21 protein-coding genes are annotated in these 21,266 nt (G+C 73.8%); 9 read left to right on the top strand and 12 right to left on the bottom strand.

What is annotated here, in order from left to right; all coding sequences use genetic code 11:
• The 6 genes from ACIBG7_RS11690 to ACIBG7_RS11665 are packed head-to-tail and all read right to left on the bottom strand — an operon-like array spanning nucleotide 1 to nucleotide 6,657.
• Nucleotides 1–1,194, bottom strand: coding sequence for a zinc-binding dehydrogenase (locus tag ACIBG7_RS11690; RefSeq protein ID WP_397336024.1), 1,194 nt, complete (start codon nucleotides 1,192–1,194; stop codon nucleotides 1–3).
• Nucleotides 1,191–2,054 (bottom strand): branched-chain amino acid ABC transporter permease, encoded by an 864-nt coding sequence (locus ACIBG7_RS11685; RefSeq protein ID WP_357929713.1) that lies wholly within the window; start codon nucleotides 2,052–2,054, stop codon nucleotides 1,191–1,193. Before ACIBG7_RS11685 ends, ACIBG7_RS11690 begins: the two co-directional genes overlap by 4 nt.
• A 1-nt stretch (nucleotide 2,055) precedes the next feature.
• Nucleotides 2,056–3,195, bottom strand: coding sequence for an ABC transporter substrate-binding protein (locus ACIBG7_RS11680; protein ID WP_357929716.1), 1,140 nt, complete (start codon nucleotides 3,193–3,195; stop codon nucleotides 2,056–2,058).
• Nucleotides 3,192–5,018, bottom strand: a complete 1,827-nt coding sequence (locus tag ACIBG7_RS11675) for an ATP-binding cassette domain-containing protein (RefSeq protein ID WP_397336023.1) — start codon at nucleotides 5,016–5,018, stop codon at nucleotides 3,192–3,194. Before ACIBG7_RS11675 ends, ACIBG7_RS11680 begins: the two co-directional genes overlap by 4 nt.
• Nucleotides 5,015–5,722, bottom strand: coding sequence for an ABC transporter ATP-binding protein (locus tag ACIBG7_RS11670; RefSeq protein ID WP_357929719.1), 708 nt, complete (start codon nucleotides 5,720–5,722; stop codon nucleotides 5,015–5,017). Before ACIBG7_RS11670 ends, ACIBG7_RS11675 begins: the two co-directional genes overlap by 4 nt.
• Nucleotides 5,722–6,657 carry an alpha/beta hydrolase gene (locus ACIBG7_RS11665; protein ID WP_397336022.1) on the bottom strand — a complete coding sequence of 312 codons (936 nt, stop codon included), beginning with the start codon at nucleotides 6,655–6,657 and terminating at the stop codon, nucleotides 5,722–5,724. The genes ACIBG7_RS11670 and ACIBG7_RS11665 overlap by 1 nt, the downstream gene beginning before the upstream one ends.
• Nucleotides 6,658–6,746: 89 nt before the next feature.
• On the opposite strand from ACIBG7_RS11665, the gene ACIBG7_RS11660 reads away from it, so the two are divergent.
• Genes ACIBG7_RS11660 through ACIBG7_RS11650 form a run of 3 tightly spaced genes read left to right on the top strand, consistent with a single transcriptional unit; the run spans nucleotide 6,747 to nucleotide 9,957 of the window.
• Nucleotides 6,747–8,261 (top strand): amidohydrolase, encoded by a 1,515-nt coding sequence (locus ACIBG7_RS11660; protein ID WP_397336021.1) that lies wholly within the window; start codon nucleotides 6,747–6,749, stop codon nucleotides 8,259–8,261.
• 59 nt (nucleotides 8,262–8,320) lie between these two features.
• Nucleotides 8,321–9,277: a methyltransferase gene (locus ACIBG7_RS11655; protein WP_397336020.1), complete on the top strand. Its 957-nt coding sequence runs from the start codon at nucleotides 8,321–8,323 to the stop codon at nucleotides 9,275–9,277.
• The gene (locus tag ACIBG7_RS11650; RefSeq protein WP_397336018.1) at nucleotides 9,274–9,957 is read left to right on the top strand and encodes an SDR family NAD(P)-dependent oxidoreductase; all 684 of its coding nucleotides are present in this window, start codon (nucleotides 9,274–9,276) and stop codon (nucleotides 9,955–9,957) included. Before ACIBG7_RS11655 ends, ACIBG7_RS11650 begins: the two co-directional genes overlap by 4 nt.
• 74 nt (nucleotides 9,958–10,031) lie before the next feature.
• On the opposite strand, the gene ACIBG7_RS11645 is transcribed toward ACIBG7_RS11650, so the two are convergent.
• Genes ACIBG7_RS11645 through hpaD form a run of 3 tightly spaced genes read right to left on the bottom strand, consistent with a single transcriptional unit; the run spans nucleotide 10,032 to nucleotide 12,226 of the window.
• A complete protein-coding gene (locus ACIBG7_RS11645) occupies nucleotides 10,032–10,697 on the bottom strand; it encodes a GntR family transcriptional regulator (RefSeq protein WP_357929732.1) in 666 nt (221 codons plus the stop codon).
• Between the two features lie 2 nt (nucleotides 10,698–10,699).
• The gene (locus tag ACIBG7_RS11640; RefSeq protein ID WP_357929734.1) at nucleotides 10,700–11,359 is read right to left on the bottom strand and encodes an alpha/beta fold hydrolase; all 660 of its coding nucleotides are present in this window, start codon (nucleotides 11,357–11,359) and stop codon (nucleotides 10,700–10,702) included.
• Between the two features lie 18 nt (nucleotides 11,360–11,377).
• On the bottom strand, nucleotides 11,378–12,226 hold the full coding sequence (gene hpaD, locus ACIBG7_RS11635) for a 3,4-dihydroxyphenylacetate 2,3-dioxygenase (RefSeq protein WP_357929737.1): 849 nt from the start codon (nucleotides 12,224–12,226) through the stop codon (nucleotides 11,378–11,380).
• A gap of 149 nt (nucleotides 12,227–12,375) precedes the next feature.
• Here hpaD and ACIBG7_RS11630 point away from each other — a divergent pair, with 149 nt between their 5' ends.
• The 4 genes from ACIBG7_RS11630 to ACIBG7_RS11615 all read left to right on the top strand — a co-directional run bounded on the left by ACIBG7_RS11630 (nucleotide 12,376) and on the right by ACIBG7_RS11615 (nucleotide 16,706).
• Complete coding sequence (locus ACIBG7_RS11630) at nucleotides 12,376–13,779, top strand: fumarylacetoacetate hydrolase family protein (RefSeq protein ID WP_397336017.1); 1,404 nt, start codon at nucleotides 12,376–12,378, stop codon at nucleotides 13,777–13,779.
• A complete protein-coding gene (gene dapA, locus ACIBG7_RS11625; protein ID WP_397336016.1) occupies nucleotides 13,776–14,690 on the top strand; it encodes a 4-hydroxy-tetrahydrodipicolinate synthase in 915 nt (304 codons plus the stop codon). The genes ACIBG7_RS11630 and dapA overlap by 4 nt, the downstream gene beginning before the upstream one ends.
• Nucleotides 14,687–16,150, top strand: coding sequence for a 5-carboxymethyl-2-hydroxymuconate semialdehyde dehydrogenase (gene hpaE, locus ACIBG7_RS11620; RefSeq protein WP_357929745.1), 1,464 nt, complete (start codon nucleotides 14,687–14,689; stop codon nucleotides 16,148–16,150). The genes dapA and hpaE overlap by 4 nt, the downstream gene beginning before the upstream one ends.
• Before the next feature lie 91 nt (nucleotides 16,151–16,241).
• A complete protein-coding gene (locus ACIBG7_RS11615) occupies nucleotides 16,242–16,706 on the top strand; it encodes a hypothetical protein (RefSeq protein WP_397336015.1) in 465 nt (154 codons plus the stop codon).
• On the opposite strand, the gene ACIBG7_RS11610 is transcribed toward ACIBG7_RS11615, so the two are convergent.
• A complete protein-coding gene (locus ACIBG7_RS11610; RefSeq protein WP_397336014.1) occupies nucleotides 16,666–18,102 on the bottom strand; it encodes an aldehyde dehydrogenase family protein in 1,437 nt (478 codons plus the stop codon). The genes ACIBG7_RS11615 and ACIBG7_RS11610 overlap by 41 nt on opposite strands.
• A 133-nt stretch (nucleotides 18,103–18,235) precedes the next feature.
• Entirely contained in the window at nucleotides 18,236–19,042 is an 807-nt protein-coding gene (locus tag ACIBG7_RS11605) for an SDR family NAD(P)-dependent oxidoreductase (protein ID WP_397336013.1), read from the bottom strand.
• 48 nt (nucleotides 19,043–19,090) lie between these two features.
• On the opposite strand from ACIBG7_RS11605, the gene ACIBG7_RS11600 reads away from it, so the two are divergent.
• Nucleotides 19,091–19,867 carry a MoaF C-terminal domain-containing protein gene (locus ACIBG7_RS11600; RefSeq protein ID WP_397336012.1) on the top strand — a complete coding sequence of 259 codons (777 nt, stop codon included), beginning with the start codon at nucleotides 19,091–19,093 and terminating at the stop codon, nucleotides 19,865–19,867.
• Nucleotides 19,864–20,259: a nuclear transport factor 2 family protein gene (locus ACIBG7_RS11595; RefSeq protein ID WP_357929758.1), complete on the top strand. Its 396-nt coding sequence runs from the start codon at nucleotides 19,864–19,866 to the stop codon at nucleotides 20,257–20,259. The genes ACIBG7_RS11600 and ACIBG7_RS11595 overlap by 4 nt, the downstream gene beginning before the upstream one ends.
• A gap of 17 nt (nucleotides 20,260–20,276) precedes the next feature.
• On the opposite strand, the gene ACIBG7_RS11590 is transcribed toward ACIBG7_RS11595, so the two are convergent.
• On the bottom strand, nucleotides 20,277–21,188 hold the full coding sequence (locus ACIBG7_RS11590; protein ID WP_397336011.1) for a TIGR03619 family F420-dependent LLM class oxidoreductase: 912 nt from the start codon (nucleotides 21,186–21,188) through the stop codon (nucleotides 20,277–20,279).
• Nucleotides 21,189–21,266: the final 78 nt, after the last annotated feature.

The following is a 21,266-nucleotide window of genomic DNA, read 5'->3' as shown; positions in this document are numbered from 1 at the left end:
TCAGGGGTGGATCACGGGTTTGATCGCGTCGAGGCGGTGCAGGGCGGCCAGCGCGTCGCTCGCCCCCTCCAGGCCGGTGGGCGGGCTGAACAGCGCGTCCCAGGGGGCGGGGGTGCGGCGCAGGAGGTCCAGGGCGCGGTGGTAGTCGGCGATGTCGCCGTTGAGCGAGCCGCGCAGGGTGAGCTGCTTGCCCATGACCAGGCCGAGCGGGAGCGGCTCGGGGGCGGGGCTGGTGGTGCCGACGACCACGAACGTGCCGCCCCAGGCGGCCATCCGCACCGCCTCCGCGCCGACGCCCGGGGCGCCGGCCAGGTCGAGCACGAGGTCGGCGCCGCGCCCGCCGGTGGCCTCCAGCACGGCCGCGACCCTCGCCTCCGCACCCTGGCCCGGCACCCCTTCCCCCGCAGCGGAGCCGAGCCGGTCGGTTGAGGGGGCCGCGGCGCCGTCCACGGTGGCAGCGGAGCCGGCCGGGGCTTTGGAGCCGAGCGGGGTCGTGGAGTCGAGGTGGCCGTCCAGGGTGACGGTGTGGTGGGCGCCGAAGCGGCGGGCGAGGTCCAGCCGCGCGTCCGGGGCCCCGATGGTGACGACCGTGGCGCCGGAGGCCGCGGCGAGGGCGGTGGCGACCAGGCCGAGCGCGCCCGCGCCCTGCACCGCGACGGTCGAGCCCGGCCGCACCCCGCCGGCCCGGTCGAAGGCGTGCACGACGGTCTTGACCGCGCAGCCGGCCGCGGCGGCCCAGGTGTCGGGCAGGTCGTCCGGCAGGAGCAGCTTGGCCGCGCCGGGCACCACGTACACGTACTCCGCCAGCCCGCCGGTGGCGTAGGGCCACACGTCGGCCCGCTGCAGGAACCCGTAGCCCCGGTTCGCGCAGGCCACCGGGTCGCGCAGGACCGAGCAGCCGTGGCAGTGCCCGCACACCGACTCCGACCAGCCGATCCGATCGCCCTCCCGCACCGGCCGGCCGAGCGCGTCGTGGGTGCCCTCCCCCGCCTCGACCACGGTGCCGACCATCTCGTGCCCGAGCACCAGCGGCAGCGCCACCGGCATGACGCCCTGCCACAGGTGCGCGTCGGTCGCGCAGAGCGTGGCGCAGGTGACCCGGACCAGCGCCGCCCCCGGCTCGCACCGCTCGGGCACCGGCACCTCCTCCAGCACGAGCGGCTTGCCGTACTCGCGCAGTACTGCGGCCCTCACGCGGCCTCCCACACGTCGTGCCTGCTGCGCCACCACAGCAGGGCCACCATCACCAGGAAGGGCAGCACCCCGCGGTACTGCTGCACCGGCTCCAGCGCCGCGGCCACCCCTTCGAGGCAGCCGAGCAGCACCCCGCCGGCGAGGGTCAGCCAGAGGCTGTGGAAGGCGCCGACCATGGCCACCGCCAGCGCGGTGGTGACCAGGTTGGCCAGCGTGGAGAAGTCGCCGCCGAGCCGGGGCGCGACCATCACGATGACCAGCGAGGACAGCGCCCCCACCGCCACCCAGACGGCGAGCGCCAGCCGGGGCGCGGGGATGCCGACCACCTCGGCGGTGCCCGGCCGCTCGGAGATCGCCTGCAGCCGCAACCCCACTCTGGTACGGCGCAGCAGCCAGGTCACCGCGAGGGTGATGAGCACCGCGAAGGCCAGGGAGACCAGCACCGCCTGCGGCACGACCACGTCGCCGACGGTGAAGGCGGGCGCGTTGAAGGCCTCGGGGAAGCGCCGCGCGCCGGAGGTGAGGTTGCCGAACAGCCGCAGCCCCACCGCCATGAGCCCGACGAAGACCGCCACGGTGACCGCCGCCTTGGCCGCCGGTCCGTGGTCGCCGAACCAGCGCACCAGGCCCGCCCCGAGCAGGCCGGACAGCAGCCCGCCCGCGGCGACCCCGGCCGGGAGCGCGAGCCAGGTGCTCAGCCCGGCGTCGGTGAGGGTGACCATGACGAAGGCGCCCATCGCGCCGACCGCCGCCATGGCGAAGTTGACCACCGACACCAGCCGGTGGGTCAGCACCACGCAGAGGCCGAGCAGCGCGTAGACGCCGCCGCTGGTCAGCCCGGCGACCACCGATTCGAGCACCTCAGCTCCTCCCGGGCACGATGAAGCCTTCCGGCAGCACGACCCACTTGCCGTTCTCGGCGCGGACGAAGCGGCTGCCCTCGATGGGGTTGTGCTTGTCGCCGGGGCCGAAGACCCAGGGGGTGCCGACCATCGGATAGCGGATGGGCTGCATGCTCTTGAAGGCCTGGGTGACCGACTCGCGGGTGATCGGTCCCTTGATCGTCTTGAGCACGTGGACGAAGACGTCCGCGGCCATCACGCCGCCCTGGCTGAAGGCGGTCTTCTGGATCTTGTGCGTGGTGACGATCCTGGCCCAGCGGTCGTTGCCGGGCAGCGTCTCGTCGGTGTACGGCTGCCACTCGGTGCCGGCCTGGGCGCGCATGCCGGGCGGGATGAGCGCGGCGTTGGCGTCGGTGTAGGCGTTGGCCATGAGGATGAAGTCGACCTGCTCCATGCCCTGCGTCTTGGCCTGGGCGAACCAGGGGCCGACCTGGGCGTTGTAGATGACCGCCCGGCACCCGGCCGACTTCAGCCGGACCAGGTAGGGCGTGGGGTCGCCCTGGCCGACCGAGGTGTCCTTGACGGTGAGCTGCTTGCCGGTGAGGTCGCTCCACTCCTTGATCGCCGCGTCGATGCCGCCGCCGCTGCCCGGCAGGACGGTGAAGGCCAGGCAGACCTTGTCGTGCTTGAGCGTCTCTGAGGCGTAGTAGAGCATCGCGGTCAGCAGCTTGAACGGGCCGGGGTTGACCGGGGCGATGTTCGGGCTGGTGAAGCAGGCCGGGTCCACGCCGACCGCGGGGATGGAGACGATGCCCGCCTGGCTGTAGGTGGCGCGGTTGAGGCCGCAGTCCACCGCGCTGGAGGAGCCGACCAGGGCGACCACGCCCTCGGAGTCGATCAGCTCGCGGGCGGCCTCGGTCGAGCGCTGCGGGTTCATGGCGTCGTCGCGGCTGAGCAGTTCGAGCTTGCGGCCCTGGATGCCGCCGGCCGCGTTGACCTCCTCGAAGACCGCCTTGACCGCCTGCGGCACCTCCGGCGACTGGAACAGGCCGGTGATGCCGTTGATCGAGCCGACCTTGATCGGGCCGGTGCCGTCGTCGGCCGAGCAGGCGACCGCGCCGGAGGCCAGCAGGACGAGGGCTAGGAGCGCGCGTTTCACAGGGTTTCCTCCACGACTGTGCCGAGGTATGCCGCGCGGACCCCCGGATCCGCCAGGACGTCGTCCGTGGGCCCCGTGGCGATCACGAGGCCGTGGTCCAGGACCGTGACGGTCGCGCAGGCCGCGCGCACCAGGTCCATGTCGTGCTCCACGAGCAGCACCGAGACGCCGAAGCGCTCGGGCACCCGGGCCAGCTTCCGGCCGAGGTCGAGCGACTCGGCGGCCGACTGGCCCGCGCCCGGCTCGTCCAGCAGCGCCACCGCCGGGCGGGCGGCGATCGCGGCGGCCACGTCGAGCAGGCGCCGGGTGCCGGCGTCGAGGATGTGCACCGGGACGGCGGCGGGCGGGCAGCCGAAGAAGGCCAGGATCTGCTCGGCCTCCCGCTCGGGCAGGGCGCGGCCGGCGACGATGTCCAGGTACTCGTGCTGGGTGAGCTCGGGGGCGATGGCCGTGGTCTGGAAGGTGCGCCGCAGACCGCGGCGGGCCCGCGCGCTCGGGGTCAGCCGGTCGAGGGGCTCGCCGTCCAGCGTCACCGTGCCGGCGTAGCCGGGCAGGAAGCCGGTGACCGCGCCGATCAGGGTGGACTTGCCGGCTCCGTTGGGGCCGATCAGGCCGGTCACCGTACCGGCGGGGACGGTGAGGTCGACCCGGTCCAGGGCCACGACCTCGCCGAACCGCACCCCGAGGCCGCGCACCTCCAGGAGGGGGGCTCCGGCCACCGGCGGCGGGGCAGGGGCAGGGCTTGGCGGCGAGTCGGTGGGCGGGCCAGTGGGCGGGGTCGCCTGGGAGGCGGCTTCCAGGAGGGGGCGGGCGGCGCGTTCGCGGCGGCGCAGGCGGACCAGGTCGGTCTGGCTCATCCCGCTGCGCAGGGCCAGCACGGCGGTGGCGCCGAAGAGGATGCCGCCGAGGTCCTGGGGCAGGTGGAGGCGGTCGAGGAGGGTGGCCATGAGCGCGCCGAACACGCCTCCGGCGATGGCCCCCTCGGGGTTGTGCGGGCCGATGAGCACGGCGACCGCGAACAGCGCCAGCGACTGCATCATCGCGAAATTTCCGGACACGACGAGGCCGAGCTGGCCGGCCATCAGCCCGCCCCCGATCCCGGCGACGAACGCGCTGATCGCGAAGGCGGTGAGCTTGCTGCGGGTCACCGAGATCCCGTGCGCCGCCGCGGCCCGCTCGGAGTGGCGCACCTCCAGCCACGAGCGCCCGACCCGGGTCCGGTTGACCGCGGCCAGGCCGATCGCCAGCAGGACGAAGACCAGCACGGTGAGCACGAAGTAGGCGCCGTCGGAGCGGAAGAGCGCGGGCCGGGCCAGCGCCTTGAGCTCGGCGGTCCCGGGGAACTGCGAGGCGTTGAGCACGATGTCGGTCGAGACCGCGAAGCCGAGCGTGACGACGGCCAGGTTGACCCCGCGGATGCGCAGCGCGGGCAGCCCGATGGCCACCCCGACCGGGACCGCGGCCAGCCCGCCGAGCGGCAGCCACAGCAGGAACCCGCCGGGCGCGTCGGCGAGGTTGAGCCGCAGCACGACCCAGGCGCCGATGGCGGCGAACGACATCTGGCAGAGCGACATCATCCCGGCCCGGCCGACGATGACGCCGTAGCTCTGCATCAGTACGGCGCCGACCATGGCCGCGACGGCCAGGTAGATCCAGTACGCGGGCAGTACGGCCGGCAGCAGCACGCAGGCGGCCACCGCCAGCCCGAGCCCCGGCCCCCAGGCCCGCAGCACGCCTGCCCCCAGCAACCCGGCCGCCCGGCCCGGCGGCACCCCCGCCGGGGCGGACTCGGCGGGCGGCGTCCCGGTCCGGCTGCCGCTCACGACGCCTCCCGGGTGCCGAAGTAGTGGTCGTGCAGCAGCTCGGGCCGCAGGTCCGCGCAGCGCCCGTCGAACACGACCCGCCCCTTGCGCAGCACGTAGGCCCGCTCCCCGAGGCGCAAGGCCAGCGCGGCGAACTGCTCGACCAGCAGCACGGCCAGCCCCTGCGCGGCCAGTTCCCCGACGGCGTTCATCAGCCGGCGCACCACCAGCGGCGCCAGCCCCAGGGAGAGCTCGTCGACGAGCAGCGCCTTCGGCCGGGCGATGAGCGCGCGGCCGAGCACGAGCATCTGCTGCTCACCGCCGGACAAGTTGCCGGCCGGCAGGTGGCGGCGCGCTTCGAGCTCGGGGAACAGCCGGTAGGCCCCGGCCACGTCCTCCCCGGCGACCAGCAGGTTCTGCTCCAGGGTGAGCCGGCGGAAGACGGTGCGGGCCTGCTCGGCGTAGCCCAGGCCGGCGGCGGCGCGGCGGTGGGTGGGCAGGCCGGTCAGCCGCCGGCCGTCCAGCTCGATCTCCCCCGCGCCGGCGCGGGCCAGGCCGGCGATGCCGTCGAGCAGGGTGGTCTTGCCCGCGCCGTTCGCGCCCAGCAGCACGGTGACCGAGCCGGGCGGCGCCGCCAGGCTGACCTCGTGCACGATGCCGGTCTCGCCCCGGCTCACGCTCAGCTCGCGCACCCGCAGGCCGTTCTCCGGGGCCGGGGCGTCCATCAGGCGGTCCCGAAGGCGGCGCGCAGGCTGGCGACGGTGCGGGTGTGCGCCTCGCGGGCGCCGCCCAGCTCGGTGGCCAGCAGGCCGAAGAACCCGTGGATCAGCCCGTCGAGCCGGACCAGCTCGACCTCCACCCCGGCGGCGGCCAGCGCGGCGGCGTAGTCCTCGCCCTCGTCGCGCAGCACGTCGTACTCCGCGCCCAGGATGAGCGCGGGCGCCAGGCCGGACAGGTCGGTGGCGCGTAACGGGAGGAGGTAGGGATTCTCCAGATCCTTGGCGTTTCGCGGGTACGTGGTGAAAAACCAGTCCATGCTTGCTTTCGACAGAAAATATCCGTCAGCGAACTGTCGATAGGAGGCCCGGCCGTCATCGGGATGCCCCAGCACCGGCGAGACCAGCACCTGCCGGGCCAGTCGCGGCCCGCCCCGGTCGCGGGTCAGCAGCGCCACGACCGCCGCGAGGTTGCCGCCCGCGCTCTCGCCGCCGGCGGCCAGCCGTACCGGATCGACGCCGAGGGCGGCGGCGGAGCCGTGCGCCCACAGCAGGGCGGCGTAGCAGTCCTCGGCGGCGGCCGGGAAGGGGTCCTCGGGCGCGAGCCGGTAGGCGACGCTGATCACCACCGCCTCGGCCTCCCGGCAGACGGTACGGCAGGCGAAGTCGTTCTCCTCGACGGAGCCGATCGTCCAGCCACCGCCGTGGAACCACAGGAACGCCGGGAAGGGCCCCTCGCCCTCGGGCGTGTACACCCGCACCGGCACCTCGCCCCCCGGCCCGGCGAAGGCGGTGTCGCGCACCGAGGCGACCGGCGGCAGGTCGGCGGGAGCGCTCCACGCCTTGGCGAACTCCGCGCGCATCGTGGCGACGTCCGGGGGCGGGCCGTCGGCGGCCGGCGGGACGTGGTCGATGATGCGTTGCGCGTCGGGGTGCAGCGGCATGGGGACCTCCGCCCGTTCGGGTGCGAAATCCTATCGGATTCCATGTACGTTATGCGCGTGGGAAGAAGCGTGTCCAGAGTGGAGCGGTCATGAAATCGGCGGGTGCGGAGGGTGTGGCCGGGCTGGTGCTGACCGGAGGGCCGGTCTACACGATGGATCGGGCCGACCGGGTCGGCGAGGCCATCGCGATCGGCGGCGGGCGGGTGCTGCGGGTGGGCGAGGTCGCCGACGTCCAGCCCCTGATCGCCCCCTCGACGCGGGTGGTGCAGTTACGCGGCTCCACCGTGCTGCCGGGCATCAACGACTCCCACCTGCACGCCGCCTGGCTCGGCGAGCGCTGGCCGAACCTGCTGATCGACAGCCTGGCCGCGCTGGGCAGTCCCGGCATCACCGGCGCCCGCCCGGCCGCGGGGTCCGGCAACGGCCACGGGCACCGGCACGGGGCCCCGCAGCACGCGCCCGCCGATCGAGGTCTGGTGGTCCCGGCCGGCCGGCCGCCCACCCGGGCGCACGTGATCATGCCCGAGGAGCCGCCCTCCCCCGACCCGTTCGACCCGCCCGGCCCGGTGGACCGGCGGCTGGACAGCCCCTTCCGCCGCCGCGCGGCCATCCTGCGCGCCTGGGACGTGCTGATCCCGCTCGGGATCACCAGCTACACCGAGCCCGGCCTCGGTCCCGGCGAGGCCGACGACGGCTGCTTCGGCGCGGGCGTGCTGGCCGAGTACGCGGCCCTGGCCGCCGAGGGCCGCGCGCAGATGCGGGTGACCGCGCTGCTGCTGTTCGGCGAGCTCGACGGGCCCAGCTCGCTGCCGGGCTTCCTGGAGGGGCTGCGCTCGTTCGAGCCACCGGCCGACGTGCCCGAGTGGTTCCGGGTGAACGGCGTGAAGATCTTCGCCGACGGCATCCCGCCCATGCGCACCTCCTGGACCGACGAGCCCTACCCCGACGGCACCCACGGCCGCCCGCTCACCGAGGGCGGGGCAGGCGCGCTGCTGGCGATGATCGAGGCCGCGCGCGAGGCCGGGCACCAGGTCGCCCTGCACGCCACCGGCAGCCGCGCCACCCGGACCATCGTCGAGGCGCTGGCGCGCCCGAAGGGCGAGGACGAGCGGCACTACCTCATCCACGGCGACGTGCTGCACCCCGGGACGCTGGAGCGGATGGCCGCGGCGGGCATCGGGCTGAACACCCAGCCGGGCCTGCCGCCCGCCACCACGCACCTGATCCGCGACGCGCTCGGCGAGGAGGCGGCGCGGCACGCCTGGCCGGTGCGGGACGCGATGGAGGCGGGCGTGCCGCTCTGCCTGAGCTCGGACGCGCCGGTGCTGAGCCCGGACTGGCGGCGCGGGGTGGCCGCCGCCGTGCTGCGCACCCTGGACGGCGCGCCCGCCCAGCGGCTGACCCTCGCGCAGGCGCTGCGCGCCTACACCGCGACACCCGCCTGGCAGGACGGCGCGGAGAACTGGAAGGGCACGCTGGAGCCCGGCAAGGTGGCCGACCTGTGCGTGGTGGGCGCGGACCTGCGGCACCTGCCCGTCGCCGAGCTGCCGCAGGCGCCGATCGAGATGACCGTCCTCGGCGGGAAGATCGTCTACGAGGCCTAGCCTTCCCTCCTCGCTGGATCGTATATTATCCCCCATATTTTCCCGGCGAAGGGACCCCCATGCCCGACGAGATCCTCGCCATCGCGACCGGCTACATGGCCGCCAAGCAGCTCTTCTCCGCCTCCCGCGCGGGCCTGTTCGCCGCCCTGGCCGAGGGCCCGGCGACGGCGGCGGAGCTGGCCGGGCGCACCGGCCTGCCCGAACGCTCCGCCCGCGTGCTGGCCGACGCGATGAACGGCCTGGGCCTGCTGGAGCGCCAGGACGGCCGCTACCGCAACGCCCCGGCCGCCGAGCGGCACCTGGCCGGCGGCCAGGACGTGGACCTGCGGCCCTTCCTGGCCTTCCTGGAGGACATCAGCTATCCGCACTGGCTCGGCTACCACGACAGCATGACCACGGCCGAGCCGGTCCCGCTCGACCTGGGGGGCGGGCGCATGGACACCTTCATGACCGGCGTCATGACCTACAACGCGCTGCACGCCCGGGCGCTGGCCGCGTGCTACGACTTCACCCGGCACCGCCGGCTGCTCGACTACGGCGGGCTGTCCGGCGCCTTCCTCATCGAGGCGCTGCGCGCCGCCCCCGGGCTGAGCGGCGCCTTCGTCACCACCTTCCCGCACGTCGGCAAGAGCCTGGCCGAGGCGGGGATGGAGGGGCGCGCGGCGGTCGTCGAGGGCGACGTGCCGGCCGGGCCGGTGCCCGGCGGTTTCGACCTGGTCCTGCTCGAACACGTCGTGCACCGGTACACGCCGGCCGACAACCGGGCCATCCTGCGCCGGGCCCGCGAGGCGGCCACGCCGGACGCCCGGCTGCTGGTGCTCGACTTCTTCCTCGACGACGAGCCCCGCCAGCGCGCCCTCGACGCCCTGCACGCCGGCGAGTACCTGGTGATCGACGGCACCACCGTCTATCCGCTGGCGGAGGTGCGCGAGTGGGTGGGCGAGGCGGGCTGGCGGCCGGTCGAGCTGCTCGCCCTACCCGGCTGCCCGCGCGTGCTGGTGGCGGAGGCCCGATGAGGGTCCTGGTCACCGGCGGCGCGAGCGGCATCGGCCGGGCCGTCGCCGAGGCCTTCGCCGCGCAGGGCGACGAGGTCGTGGTCGGCGACCTGACCCCGCCGCCCGGCGGCCTGACCATGGACGTCACCGACCCCGGTTCGGTGGCGCGCGCCCTAGACGCCGCGGGGCCGCTGGACGTGCTGGTCAGCAACGCCGGCGTGGTCGGCGGCGGCGGGCCGCTCACCGACCTGCCGCTGGAGGTCTTCGACCACGCGGTCGCGGTCAACCTGCGCGGCGCCTTCATCGTGCTGCAGGCCGCCGCCCGCCGCATGATCGCCGCCGGTACGGCAGGCGCCATCGTCACGGTGAGCTCGATCGGCGCCCGCCAGCCCACGGCCGGGCTCGGGCACTACGAGGCCACCAAGGCCGGGCTGGACGCGCTCACCCGCACCGCGGCGCTCGAACTGGCCCCGCACGGCATCCGCGTCAACGGGGTCGCGCCCGGCCCGGTGCACACCCCGCTCACCGCCGGGCTGATGGCCGACCCGGTGGCCAGGGCGGCCTGGGAGTCCCGCATCCCGCTGCGGCGGATCGCGACGACGGACGACGTCACGCCGCTGGTGCTCTTCCTGGCCTCGCCCGCGGCCCGGCACCTCACCGGGACGGTCGTGCCCGTCGACGGCGGCCAGCTCCTCACCTGAGCCCGGCCCCCCCTCAGCCCGCGCCGAGCCCCGGCAACCCGGTACCGGGGCTCGGCGCGATGACGGCCGGCGGGTCAGTGCGCGGTGGCGCGGTGCAGCGCGGCGGCGGTGGCGATCTTGTGCGCCCGGGCCGCGTCCTCGATCTCGGCCGCGTCCGCCTTGGCCTCGATCAGCCCGAGCAGGTGGTCGTGCTCCTCCACCGATCTGCGGGCCCGGCCGGGCACGTAGGTGAAGGTGGAGCGGCGCATGTGGTCGAGCCGCGCCCACTCCGACTCCAGCAGCGCGTTGAGGTGCTCGTCCGGGCAGTGCCGGTAGAGGGAGAAGTGGAACTCCCGGTTGAGCGCGGTGAAGGCGGTGGGGTCGAACTCCTCCAGCGCCTCCTTCATCCGCTCGTTGATCTCGCGGGAGACCTGGACCTGCGCCGGGCTCATCCGCGGCGCGCAGATCGCCGTGGCGTAGCCCTCCAGCCGGGCCAGCACGTTGAGCGTGTGCTCCACCTGGACGGAGTCGAAGACCGCGACCCGCGCCCCGATGTTGCGCACCACCTCGACCAGCCCGTCGGACTGCAGCCGCCGTACCGCCTCGCGCAGCGGGATCGTGCTCACCCCGGTCTCCCGGGCGAGCTGGTCCATCACCAGGCGGTAGCCGGGCCCGTAGGTGCCGTCGAGGATGCGCGAGCGCAGCAGCTCGTAGCTGAGCTCCGCCTTGGACCCCTCGACGGGTTTCTTCCTCGCCCCCATGCTCACCTTTCCAGGACCTCCACGATCGCGGCGCGAAACTCCGCGCCGGTGAGCGCCTCGGCGTGTCCGCCGGGCACCCGCACCAGCCGGGCGCCCCCGGCTAGCTCGACGATACGCTCGATCCCCCACGTCATCACGTCGTCGGCCCCGGCCACCAGCACCGGCGGCGTGGCGCCGGCCCAGCCGGCCGGCTCGAACGGGGTCTCGCGCAGCCCCCGCACGCAGGTCGCCAGCTCGGGCGGGATCATCGAGGTGAGCGGGTCGTCGCCGTCCCGGCCGATCTGGTCGGGGTCGACGGTGGCGAACGGCTCGACCGGCGCGAGGCCGCCGAGGATCACCCGGCCGACCCGCTCGGGGGCCAGCACGGGCAGCTCCCACGCCAGCCGCGCGCCGAGGGAGTAGCCGACGACGTCGAACTCCCCCTCCATCAGGCCGAGCAGCTCGGCGGCCTGGGCCGGGGCGTGGGCCTGGGCGGCGTCGTCGAAGGGCGGGCTCTCCCCGTGCCCGCGCAGGTCGGGCACGGTCACGTCGAAGCCGCGCAGGGCCAGGTCGCGGGCGGTGCCGGTGGCCACCCAGTCGCGCCAGCCGTCGGAGGCGAAGCCGTGGACCAGCAGGACGGCCCGGCCGCCGGGGGTGCCGAAGCGTCGCGAATAAAGTCCCATACGATTTTGTATCTTATCTCAGTCGCCCACCGGGAAGTCCACGACCACCTGGCCGGTCCCGGTCGAGCCGAAGTACGGACACAACTGCTCGCCACGGCCGCGGTAGCCGCGCCAGCCCAGCATGCCGAAGAGCATGGCGGTGTCGGCCATGGCCCCCTCGCCGGAGCAGCGCAGGTTGTAGTCGGGGAGCATGTCGAGGAAGTCGGCGATGCGGCCCTCGGTCCACATGTCCAGCACGGCCAGGTCGACCTTGCGGTTGAAGTCGCTGCTGACCTCGTTGAGCAGGGTCTCGGCCACCTCGTTGGCCGGGAAGGCGTGCGAGAGCGAGCCGCTGGCCAGGAAGGCGACCCGGCGGTCGGAGCGCTTGACCGCCCGGGCCAGCGCCTCGCCGACCCGGCGGTTCTCCTCGATGGAGGAGTAGATGTTGCAGCCGATCGGCAGCACCCGCAGCGCCGAGTCCTCGTTCATGAAGTGCATCGGCACCAGCGTGGCGTACTCCAGGCCGAGGTCGGCGTAGGTGTGGACCATGGCCTTCTGGCCGCCGGCGGAGATCTCCTGGCGGATCAGCTCGGCGAGCTCGGGGTCGCCGGGGTAGTCGTAGGCCAGGTCGTGGATGAAGTGCGGCAGCTCGTGGCTGGCGTAGGAGTCGCGGTGGCGGGCCTTGCCGTTGAGGTGGAAGCCGATGCTGTTCATCCAGTGCGTGTCGGCGATCAGGAAGGTGTCGGCGCCGCGTTCGCGGGCGCGGTGGCCCACCTCGGCGAGCGCCAGTTCCGCCGGGCGGCGGATGCCGAAGTGCTTGCCGGGCTGGATGGACAGCCAGATGGACGGCACGTGGGTGATCTTGGCGGCCAGGACGAGCTCTCCCATCACGCGCCCCCTTGGCCCAGGTCATATGTGGTTAAGCCGGTCATCGTGCACCAGCTCCTCTCTGCTGCGGAGTCCGCCTCTTGGACAAATCATGTACGATTTGCGATATTGTCGTCCATACTTTCCCGTGTACCATCGACGGAGGCGGCATGGACCACCCGCTGGGACTGTCCCCCGGGAAGATCATCGCGACGCACCTCAACTTCCGGAGCAGGGCCCTGGAGCGGGGCCGCCGGCCCGAACACCCCTCCTACTTCCTGAAGCCTCCCTCCTCGCTGTCGTGGTCGGGAAGGCCCGTCGTGCGGCCGGCCGGCACCAGCCTGCTCGGGTTCGAGGGCGAGATCGCCGTCGTCCTCGGCCGCCCCGCCCACCGCGTCTCCCGGGCCGAGGCCCTGGACTGCGTCGCGGGCTACGCCGCCGCCAACGACTTCGGCCTCTACGACTTCCGCCACGCCGACCAGGGCTCCAACCTGCGGGCCAAGGGCCACGACGGGTTCACCCCGATCGGGCCCGCCCTGGTGCCGTCGGTGCGGTGGCTGCGCACCTACCTCAACGGCGAGCTGGTGCAGGAGGCCTCGATCGACGAGCTGCTCTTCCCGGTCGACCTGCTCATCGCCGACCTGTCGCGCTTCATGACCCTCGAACCCGGCGACATCATCCTCGCCGGCACGCCCGCCGGAGCCTCGGTGGCCGCGCCGGGGGACGTGGTGGAGGTGGAGCTCGACTCCTCCGGGCGGCTGCGCACGCCGGTGACCGAGGGGCCTGCCGTACCGGATCTGGGGGTGCAGCCCCGGGTGGACGAGACGGTCAGATCCGCCGCGTACGGCTCGCGCCCGCCCGGCCCGGTCCTGCCCGAGGCGCTGGCGAAGGCCCTGACCTCCGTCTCCACCGCCACGCTCTCCGCGCAGCTCCGCAAGCACGGCGTCGAGCACCACTTCGTCGAGGGCGTCCGCCCGGCGCGGCCCGGCCTGCGCATGGCCGGCGTGGCCAGGACCCTGCGCTACGTCGCGCTGCGCGAGGACGTGGCGGCCGAGCGCGGCGGCGGCATGAACGCGCAGAAACGCACCGTCGAAGAGCTGCGTCCCGGCGAGATCCTGGTCATCGAGGCGCGCGGTGACCTGGGCGCCGGGACGCTGGGGGACATCCTGGCCCTGCGCGCGCTGCGCAGGGGCGCGGCCGGGGTGGTCACGGACGGCGGGCTGCGCGACAGCCCGTCGTTCGCGACGCTCGACCTGCCGGTCTACTACGGCGCCCCGCACGCGGCCGTGCTGGGCAGGCGGCACGTGCCCATGGACTCGCAGCTCCCGGTGACCTGCGGCGGCGTGCTGGTGCTGCCGGGCGACGTGCTGGCCGGCGACGCCGAGGGCGTGGTGGTGATCCCGCGCGCCCTGGCCGAGCGGGTCGCCGCCGCGGCGGTGGAGCAGGAGCGCGAGGAGCGGTTCATCCTCGACCGGGTGGCCGAGGGCGCCTCGATCGAGGGCCTCTACCCGCTGGGGCCGCGCTGGCGGCAGGAGTACGAACGAAGCAGGAGCGACGAAGGAGGCGAGCGGTGAGGTTCCGATCCGATCCCGCGGCGATCAGGGGCTCCATCGCCCCCCTGGTGACGCCCTTCACCGCCGACGGCGCTCTGGACGAGGAGTCCCTGCGCGCCCTGGTCGGCTGGCAGATCGAGCAGGGCTCGCACGGCATCTCCACCGGCGGCTCGACCGGGGAGCCGGGCGCGCAGAGCACCGAGGAGCGGGTGGCGGCGATGCGGGTGGTGGCCGCCGAGGTGGCCGGCCGCGTGCCGTTCGTGCCGGGCACGGGCTCGGCCCGCCTGGACGAGACGCTGGCGCTGACCGAGGCGGCCGAACGGCTGGGCGCCGACGCGGTCCTGGTCATCACGCCCTACTACGCGCGGCCGTCGCAGGAGGCGCTGTTCCGGTGGTACTCGGCGGTCGCCGGGGAGTTCCCCGGGCTGCCGATCGTGGTCTACAACGTGCCCTCGCGCACCGCGGTGGACATCGCGCCGGAGACGGTCGGGCGGCTGCGCCGTACGCACCCGAACATCGTGGGCATCAAGGAGACGACCAAGGACTTCGAGCACTTCTCCCGGGTCCTGCACGAGTGCGGGCGCGACTTCCTGATGTGGTCGGGGATCGAGCTGCTGTGCCTGCCGCTGCTGGCGATCGGCGGGGTGGGGTTCGTGAGCGCGGCGGCCAACCTGGCGCCCGCGGCGGTGGCGGAGATGTACACCGCCTACGTGCAGGGCGACCGCGAGCGGGCACTGGAGCTGCACTACGCGCTGCACCCGATCGCCGACCTGCTGTTCGTGGAGACCAACCCGGCCCCCGCCAAGCACGTGCTGGCGCGGTGGGGCCGGATCGCCTCGGGGTGCGTACGGCCCCCGCTGATCACCCCCACCGAGGCGGGCGTGGCGAGGATCGACGTTCTGCTGGCCCAGGGCAAGGAGATCATCCGGTGAATCTGGAGCACTACATCGACGGCAGGCACGTGCCGAGCGTGTCCGGCGCCACCTTCACCACCCTCAGCCCGACCACCAACCGGCCCGGCCACACCGTCTGCGCGGGCGACCGCGACGACGTGGACGCCGCGGTCGCCGCCGCGCTGAAGGCCTTCACCCACGGCCCGTGGCCCCGCACCGGCCACGAGCAGCGGGCCGAGGTGCTGCGCTCGATCGCCGCGGTGATCGAGGCGCGCGACGAGGAGATCGCCGCGGTGGAGTGCGCCGACACCGGCCTGCCCATCACCCAGGCGCGCGGCCAGGCCCGCCGCGCCGCGCACAACTTCCGCTACTTCGCCGACCTGATCACCACCCTGGGCGACGCCACCTACCAGACCTCGAACCAGCTCAACTACGTCATCCGCAAGCCGATCGGCGTCGCCGGGCTGATCACGCCCTGGAACACCCCGTTCATGCTCGCCACCTGGAAGCTCGCGCCCGCGCTGGCGGCCGGCTGCCCGGTCGTGCTCAAGCCGGCCGAGTGGTCGCCGGCCAGCGCGGCGCTGCTGCCGGCCATCATGGAGGCGGCGGGCCTGCCTCCGGGGGTGTTCAACCTGGTGCACGGCATCGGCGAGAGCGCCGGGCACGCCCTGGTCACCCACCCGGACGTGCCGGTGCTGTCCTTCACCGGCGAGACCACCACCGGCCAGACGATCATGCGCGAGGCCGCGCCGCACCTGAAGACCCTGTCCATGGAGCTGGGCGGCAAGTCGCCGCTGGTCGTCTTCGCCGACGCCGACCTCGACGCCGCCCTGGACGCCGCCGTCTTCGGCGTCTTCTCCCTCAACGGCGAACGCTGTACGGCCAGCTCCCGCGTGCTGGTGCAGGACGACATCTACGAGGAGTTCGTCGCCCGGCTGGCCGCCCGCGCCGCCTTCGTCAAGGTGGGGCCGCCGGAGGACCCGGCGACCGAGCTGGGCGCGCTCATCCACCCCGAGCACTACGCCCGCGTGCTGGGCTACGTCAGGACCGGCATCGAGGAGGGCGCCCGCCTGGTCACCGGGGGGCACCGCCCGCCGCACCTGCCGAGCGGCAACTACCTCAACGCGACCGTCTTCGCCGACGTCACCCCGGCCATGCGCGTCTTCCAGGAGGAGATCTTCGGCCCGGTGGTCTGCGTGACGCCCTTCTCCGGCGAGGCGCAGGCGGTCGAGCTGGCCAACGCCACGCGGTACGGCCTGGCCGCCTACCTGTGGACCCGCGACCTGCAACGGGCCCACCGGCTGGCCCAGGCGATCGACGCGGGCATGCTGTGGATCAACAGCCACAACGTGCGCGACCTGCGCACCCCGTTCGGCGGCGTCAAGCACAGCGGCCTGGGGCGGGAGGGCGGGCGGCACAGCCTCGACCTGTTCACCGAGCCGCACACCGTGCACGTGGCCACCCAGGACCACCCCATCCCCCGCTTCGGCACCTCGTAGCCGCCCGACAGGGAGGCTGCCTTGCCCTCCCCGGGGCGGAGGGACCATGATCGCTTGCACGTGTCCCTCCGACCCCTGGCGGTGTCCGACCTTGAGCATCCGAGACGACATGCCCCTGCTGGCCCGGCACGAAGGTGACTGGGAGGGCACCTACACCGTCGTCGACCGCGACGGCCGGGTCACCGACCGGCACACCGCCCACCTCACCTGCGCCCTGCCCGGCGACGGCTCGCACGACTACTACCAGATCAACCGCTACACCTGGCCGGACGGCCGGACCGAGGAGCACCACTTCCCCGGCCGCTACCTCGGCGGCGGCCGGTGCCGCTTCGACACCGACCGCATCATCGGCGAGTTCTGGGAGGCCGACGAGCACACGATCTACCTCAACTGGGTCTACAAGGCCGACCCGAGCGTGCGGTTGTTCGAGCTCATCGTGCTCAGCCAGGACGGGAACCACCGCAGCCGCACCTGGCAGTGGCTGAAGGACGGGGTCTGCTTCCAGCGCACGCTCATCAACGAGACCCGGGTCCGAGATGGGTCCACACGCCCTTGACCTCGGTGTAGGCGTCGATCGCGTAGGGACCCATCTCGCGGCCCCAGCCGCTGGCCTTGTACCCGCCCCAGGTGGTGGCCGCGTCCGGCACGTGGATCATGTTGATGAAGATCGCCCCGGCCCGGATGCGGGCGGCCAGCCGGTGCGCGGTGGACAGGTCCCGCGTCCAGATCGACGCGGCCAGCCCGTACTCCAGGGCGTTGGCCCGGGCGACGAGCTCGTCGGGGTCGTCGTAGGCGAGCACCGGGATGACCGGGCCGAAGACCTCCTCGCGAGCGATCGCCATGTCGTCGGTGACCCCCGCGAAGACGGCCGGCTCGTAGAAGAAGCCCGGCCGGTCCACCCGCCGCCCGCCGCCGACCAGGTCGGCGCCCTCGTAGACCGCGCCGCGCACGTGCGCGTCGACCGAGCGCAGGTGCTCCTCGCTGACCAGCGGGCCGAGCCGGCTGGCCGGGTCGTCACCGGGGCCTATGCGTAACGCGGCGGCGCCGGCCGCCATCTTCTCGGTGAACTCATCGGCCCGCTCGCGGTCGACGTAGAAGCGGGCGTAGGCGGCGCACACCTGGCCGCTGTGGAAGAGCGCGCCGGTCAGGTTGCCCGCCACCGCGGCGTCCAGGTCGGCGTCGGCGGCGATGATGCTCGGGGCCTTGCCGCCCAGCTCCAGGGTCAGCCGCTTGAGACCGCCCGCCGCGGCGCTCACCAGGGAGCGGCCGACCTCGGTCGAGCCGGTGAAGGAGATCTTGTCCACGCCGGGGTGGGCGGCCAGCGCCCGGCCGGTGCCGGGTCCGCCGGTGAGCAGGTTGACCACGCCGGGCGGGAAGCCCGCCTCACTCATCAGCTCGACGAGCCGGACCGTGGACAGCGGGGTCTGCTCGGCGGGCTTGATGATCACGGTGTTGCCGCAGGCGAGGGCGGGGGCGAGCTTCCAGGCGGCGATCATCAGCGGGAAGTTCCACGGGGTGATCAGCGCGCAGACGCCCACCGGCTCGCGCCGGGTGTAGTGGAGGGTGTCGGGGAAGGCGACCGGGAGCACCGCGCCCTGGATCTTGGTGCACCAGCCGGCGAAGTAGCGGAAGTGCTCTGCCGTACCGGGGACGGAGACCTCGCGGGCGACGCCGAGGAGCTGGCCGCTGTCGCGGCTCTCCAGCTCGGCCAGTTCCTCGGCGTTCGCCTCGATCAGGTCGGCGACGCGCCACAGCAGGCGAGCGCGCAGGTGTTCGGGGTGGGCCGCCCAGGCGTCGGCGGCCTCGCGGGCCGCGCCGACCGCGCGGTCCACGTCGGCGGGGCCGGCCTCGGCGCAGGTCGTGATGACCGTGCCGTCGGCGGGGTTGAGCGTGGGGAACGAGCGGCCGGTCGCCGCTGGGCTCCAGGCACCGCCGATGAACAGGTCTGACATCAGGACATGTCCTCTCTCGCACCAGGAGCCGGCGGGGACTCGGGGGGCGGGAAGTTAGGGAGGGCGGGGACTCGGCGGGGCGGGGACTCCGGGCGGGGACTCCGGGCGGGGACTCGGGGCGGAGGTAGGGGTCTTATACGAAGGCGAGGGTGGGGAGGTCGACCGCGGTGGCGCCGCCGTCGGCGACGAGCACGGAGCCGGTCATGATCGCGCTGTCGTCGGAGGCCAGGAAGAGGCAGATGCTCGCGATCTCCTCGGCGGTGGCCGGCCGGCCCAGCGGGACGTCCTTGGTGACCAGGGAGTAGGCCTGCTCCCGGGAGATGCCGTGGCGTTCGGTCAGCTCGTCCATCTCGCCGTCGGCCATGGGGGTGCGGACCCAGCCGGGGCACAGGCAGTTGGCGCGCACGCCGTGCCGGCCGTAGTCGCGGGCGATCGAACGGGTCAGCCCGATGAGGGCGTGCTTGGCGGTGACGTACCCCGCGACGGTGGGCCCGGCGGCCAGGCCGGCGATGGAGGAGACCACCACGATCGCGCCCCGCGCCTCGATCAGGGCGGGCATGGCCTCCCGGCAGGTGACGAAGCAGGTGTCGAGGTTGGCCGTCATGCTCAGCCGCCAGTCGGCGTCGCTCGTCTCGGCCAGCGCGCCGAACCCGTGGCCCCCGGCGTTGGCGACGACCACGTCCAGGCGGCCGAAGCGGGCCAGCGCGCTGTCCACCGCCGCGCGGGCCTGGGCGGTCTCGGCCATGTCCGCGCACGCCACCGCCGCCACCCGCTCCTCACCTCCGGGGGCGTCGAGCTGCGCGGCGACCTCGTCCAAGAGCTCCTTGCGCCGGCCGGCCAGCACCACTCGGGCGCCCTCGGCGGCGAAGCGGCGGGCGGCGGCGGCGCCGATCCCGGTGCCCGCGCCGGTGATGAGGGCGACCTTGCCCTGCAACCTCATCGCCTACTCCTTTCGAGCGGAAAACTATATGATTTCATAGACGACTTCATGGAGGAAGAAACCATGTCCCCCGGCTGGAAGACCATGGACGACTTCGCCCCCGGGATCGCCACCAACCGCCTGCCCGCGACGGACCGCCTGGCCGGGACCGCGTTGCGGCTGGCCTTCGCCGACGGCTCCGCCACCCGCCTCGACTTCCGCACCGGCGCCGAGCTCAGCGCGGACGGCGGGCCCGCGCAGCCGTACGAGGCGGTGCCGGTCCGCGAGGACCTGCTCTTCCTCGGCCACGGCCACCCGGAGGAGCCGCGCAGGCACACGGTCACGGTCGTGCACACCGGGCTCGGCCGCGCGCTGCGGATCACCTCCACCATCGCCGAAGAAGCGGTCCCCGGCGAGCCCCGGGTGGCGCAGGCCTTCACGCCGGGCACGGTCGAGGGCACGCCGGTGCGCGGCGAGCCGCCGGCCCCGACGCGCGAGCTCATCGGGCGGCGGGCGCTGTACCGTTATTCTCCGGACCACCTCTACGAGCACGTCTACCTGAGCTCCACCCGCTACGCCTGGCAGTGCCTGGTGGGCGCGCAACGCGGCCACGGTGACGTGGACCTGGCGGCCACCTGGAAGCTCGCCGACGACCTGTACGTCTTCACCTTCCGCGAGTTCCGCATCCCGGTCGCGGCCACCTGGCTCTACGACTGGGCGGCCCGGCGCACGGTCGGCACCTTCTTCGGCCTGTCCGGCGCCGGTGAGATCCACGCCTCGCCCGGCGGCGCGCACATCGAGCCGCTGGGCACGGTCACCTACCCCCCAGGAGAGGAACCGGCATGATCACCAAGAACCTGCTGGCCGTACGCGAGTCCTACGCCGCCTCGGCGCGCGGCGACGTGGCGGGCGTGCTCGCGGCGCTCGCGCCGGACGCCCGGTGGACGGAGATGGCCGGCTTCCCCTGCGCGGGCACCTACGTCGGGCCGGACGAGGTGCTCAAGGGGGTGTTCGCCCGGCTCGGCGAGGAGTGGGAGGGTTTCGCCGCCGAGCCGGAGGAGTACGTCGACGCCGGAGACGTGATCGTGGTGATCGGCGTCTACCGCGGCGTCTACCGGGCGACCGGCAAGGCGATGCAGGCCCGTTTCACCCACGTCTGGAAGCTGTACGACGGGACGGTGATCGGTTTCGAGCAGTTCACCGACACGTTGCTGGTCGCCAGGGCGATGCAGCCCTGACCGCCCCGCGGGCCGGGTCAGACCAGGGCGCGCACCCGGCGCATCACCTCGTGGCAGAAGGCTCCCACCCGGCCGGGGTCGTCGAGGAACTGCGAGGGCTTGATGCAGAAGGTGGTGTACCCCTCGGCCATCCGCTGCGGGATGTGCTCCAGCGCCGGCCCGAGCGGCGCGCACGAGCCGGCGTCAGGGAAGAGCGCCCGCGTGCCGCCCGCCAGCTCCAGCCCGGGCCGTACGGCCAGCAGCGCCTCGATGTCGGCGGCGGGCGGGTAGCCGAGCGGGTTGAAGCCGCTCCCCCACCGCCGCACCCGGCGCAGCAGGTGCTCGCTGAGCCCGGCGCCGCCGAACCACAGCACCGGGCCGGTGGGCCGGTAGGCCTTCGGCTCGAAGTAGACCTCGTCGAACCGGTAGAACTCGCCGTGGTAGGACACCGGGGACTCCCGCCACAGCAGCTCCCAGATCTCCAGGTGCTCGTCCAGCATCCGCCCGCGCCGGCCGAAGTCGACGCCGAGCGCGGCGTACTCGTCGCGGCTCCAGCTCACCGTCGGCAGCACGATGAGCCGGCCCTGAGCGAGCAGGTCGAGCGTGCCGAGCTCGCGGGCCAGCAGCAGCGGGTGGCGCAGCGGCGCGAGGACCGCCGCGGCGGCCAGGCGCAGCGTGCTGGTCACCGAGGAGATGGCGGCCAGCAGCGTCAGGGGCGAGGGCCAGGGGGTGAAGGGGTCCTGGTTGCCGGGCAGGGCGTACTCGCGCGGGTTGGCCATCCGGCCGCGGGCGCCGGCGTCGGGGCCGAGGACGACGTGCTCGCTGATCATCACGGAGTCGAAGCCGGCCTCCTCCGCCTCGCGCGCCCAGCGCACCAGGACGGGCAGGTCGCGGGCCGGGGTCATGGTCCAGTTCTCGGAGAGCACGAGCTGCATGCGAGGAACGTTCATACCCGCACGATAAGACCAAAAATGGCTCTTGCCAGCCTTTGTTAGGAACCGTACGATCCGGTCACCCGTCACGCACGA

The sequence above is a fragment of the Nonomuraea sp. NPDC050328 genome, from assembly GCF_044459405.1.
GTDB lineage: Bacteria > Actinomycetota > Actinomycetes > Streptosporangiales > Streptosporangiaceae > Nonomuraea.
The sequence above is the reverse complement of the archived record's forward strand: the minus strand, read 5'-3'. Positions and strand labels throughout refer to the sequence as shown.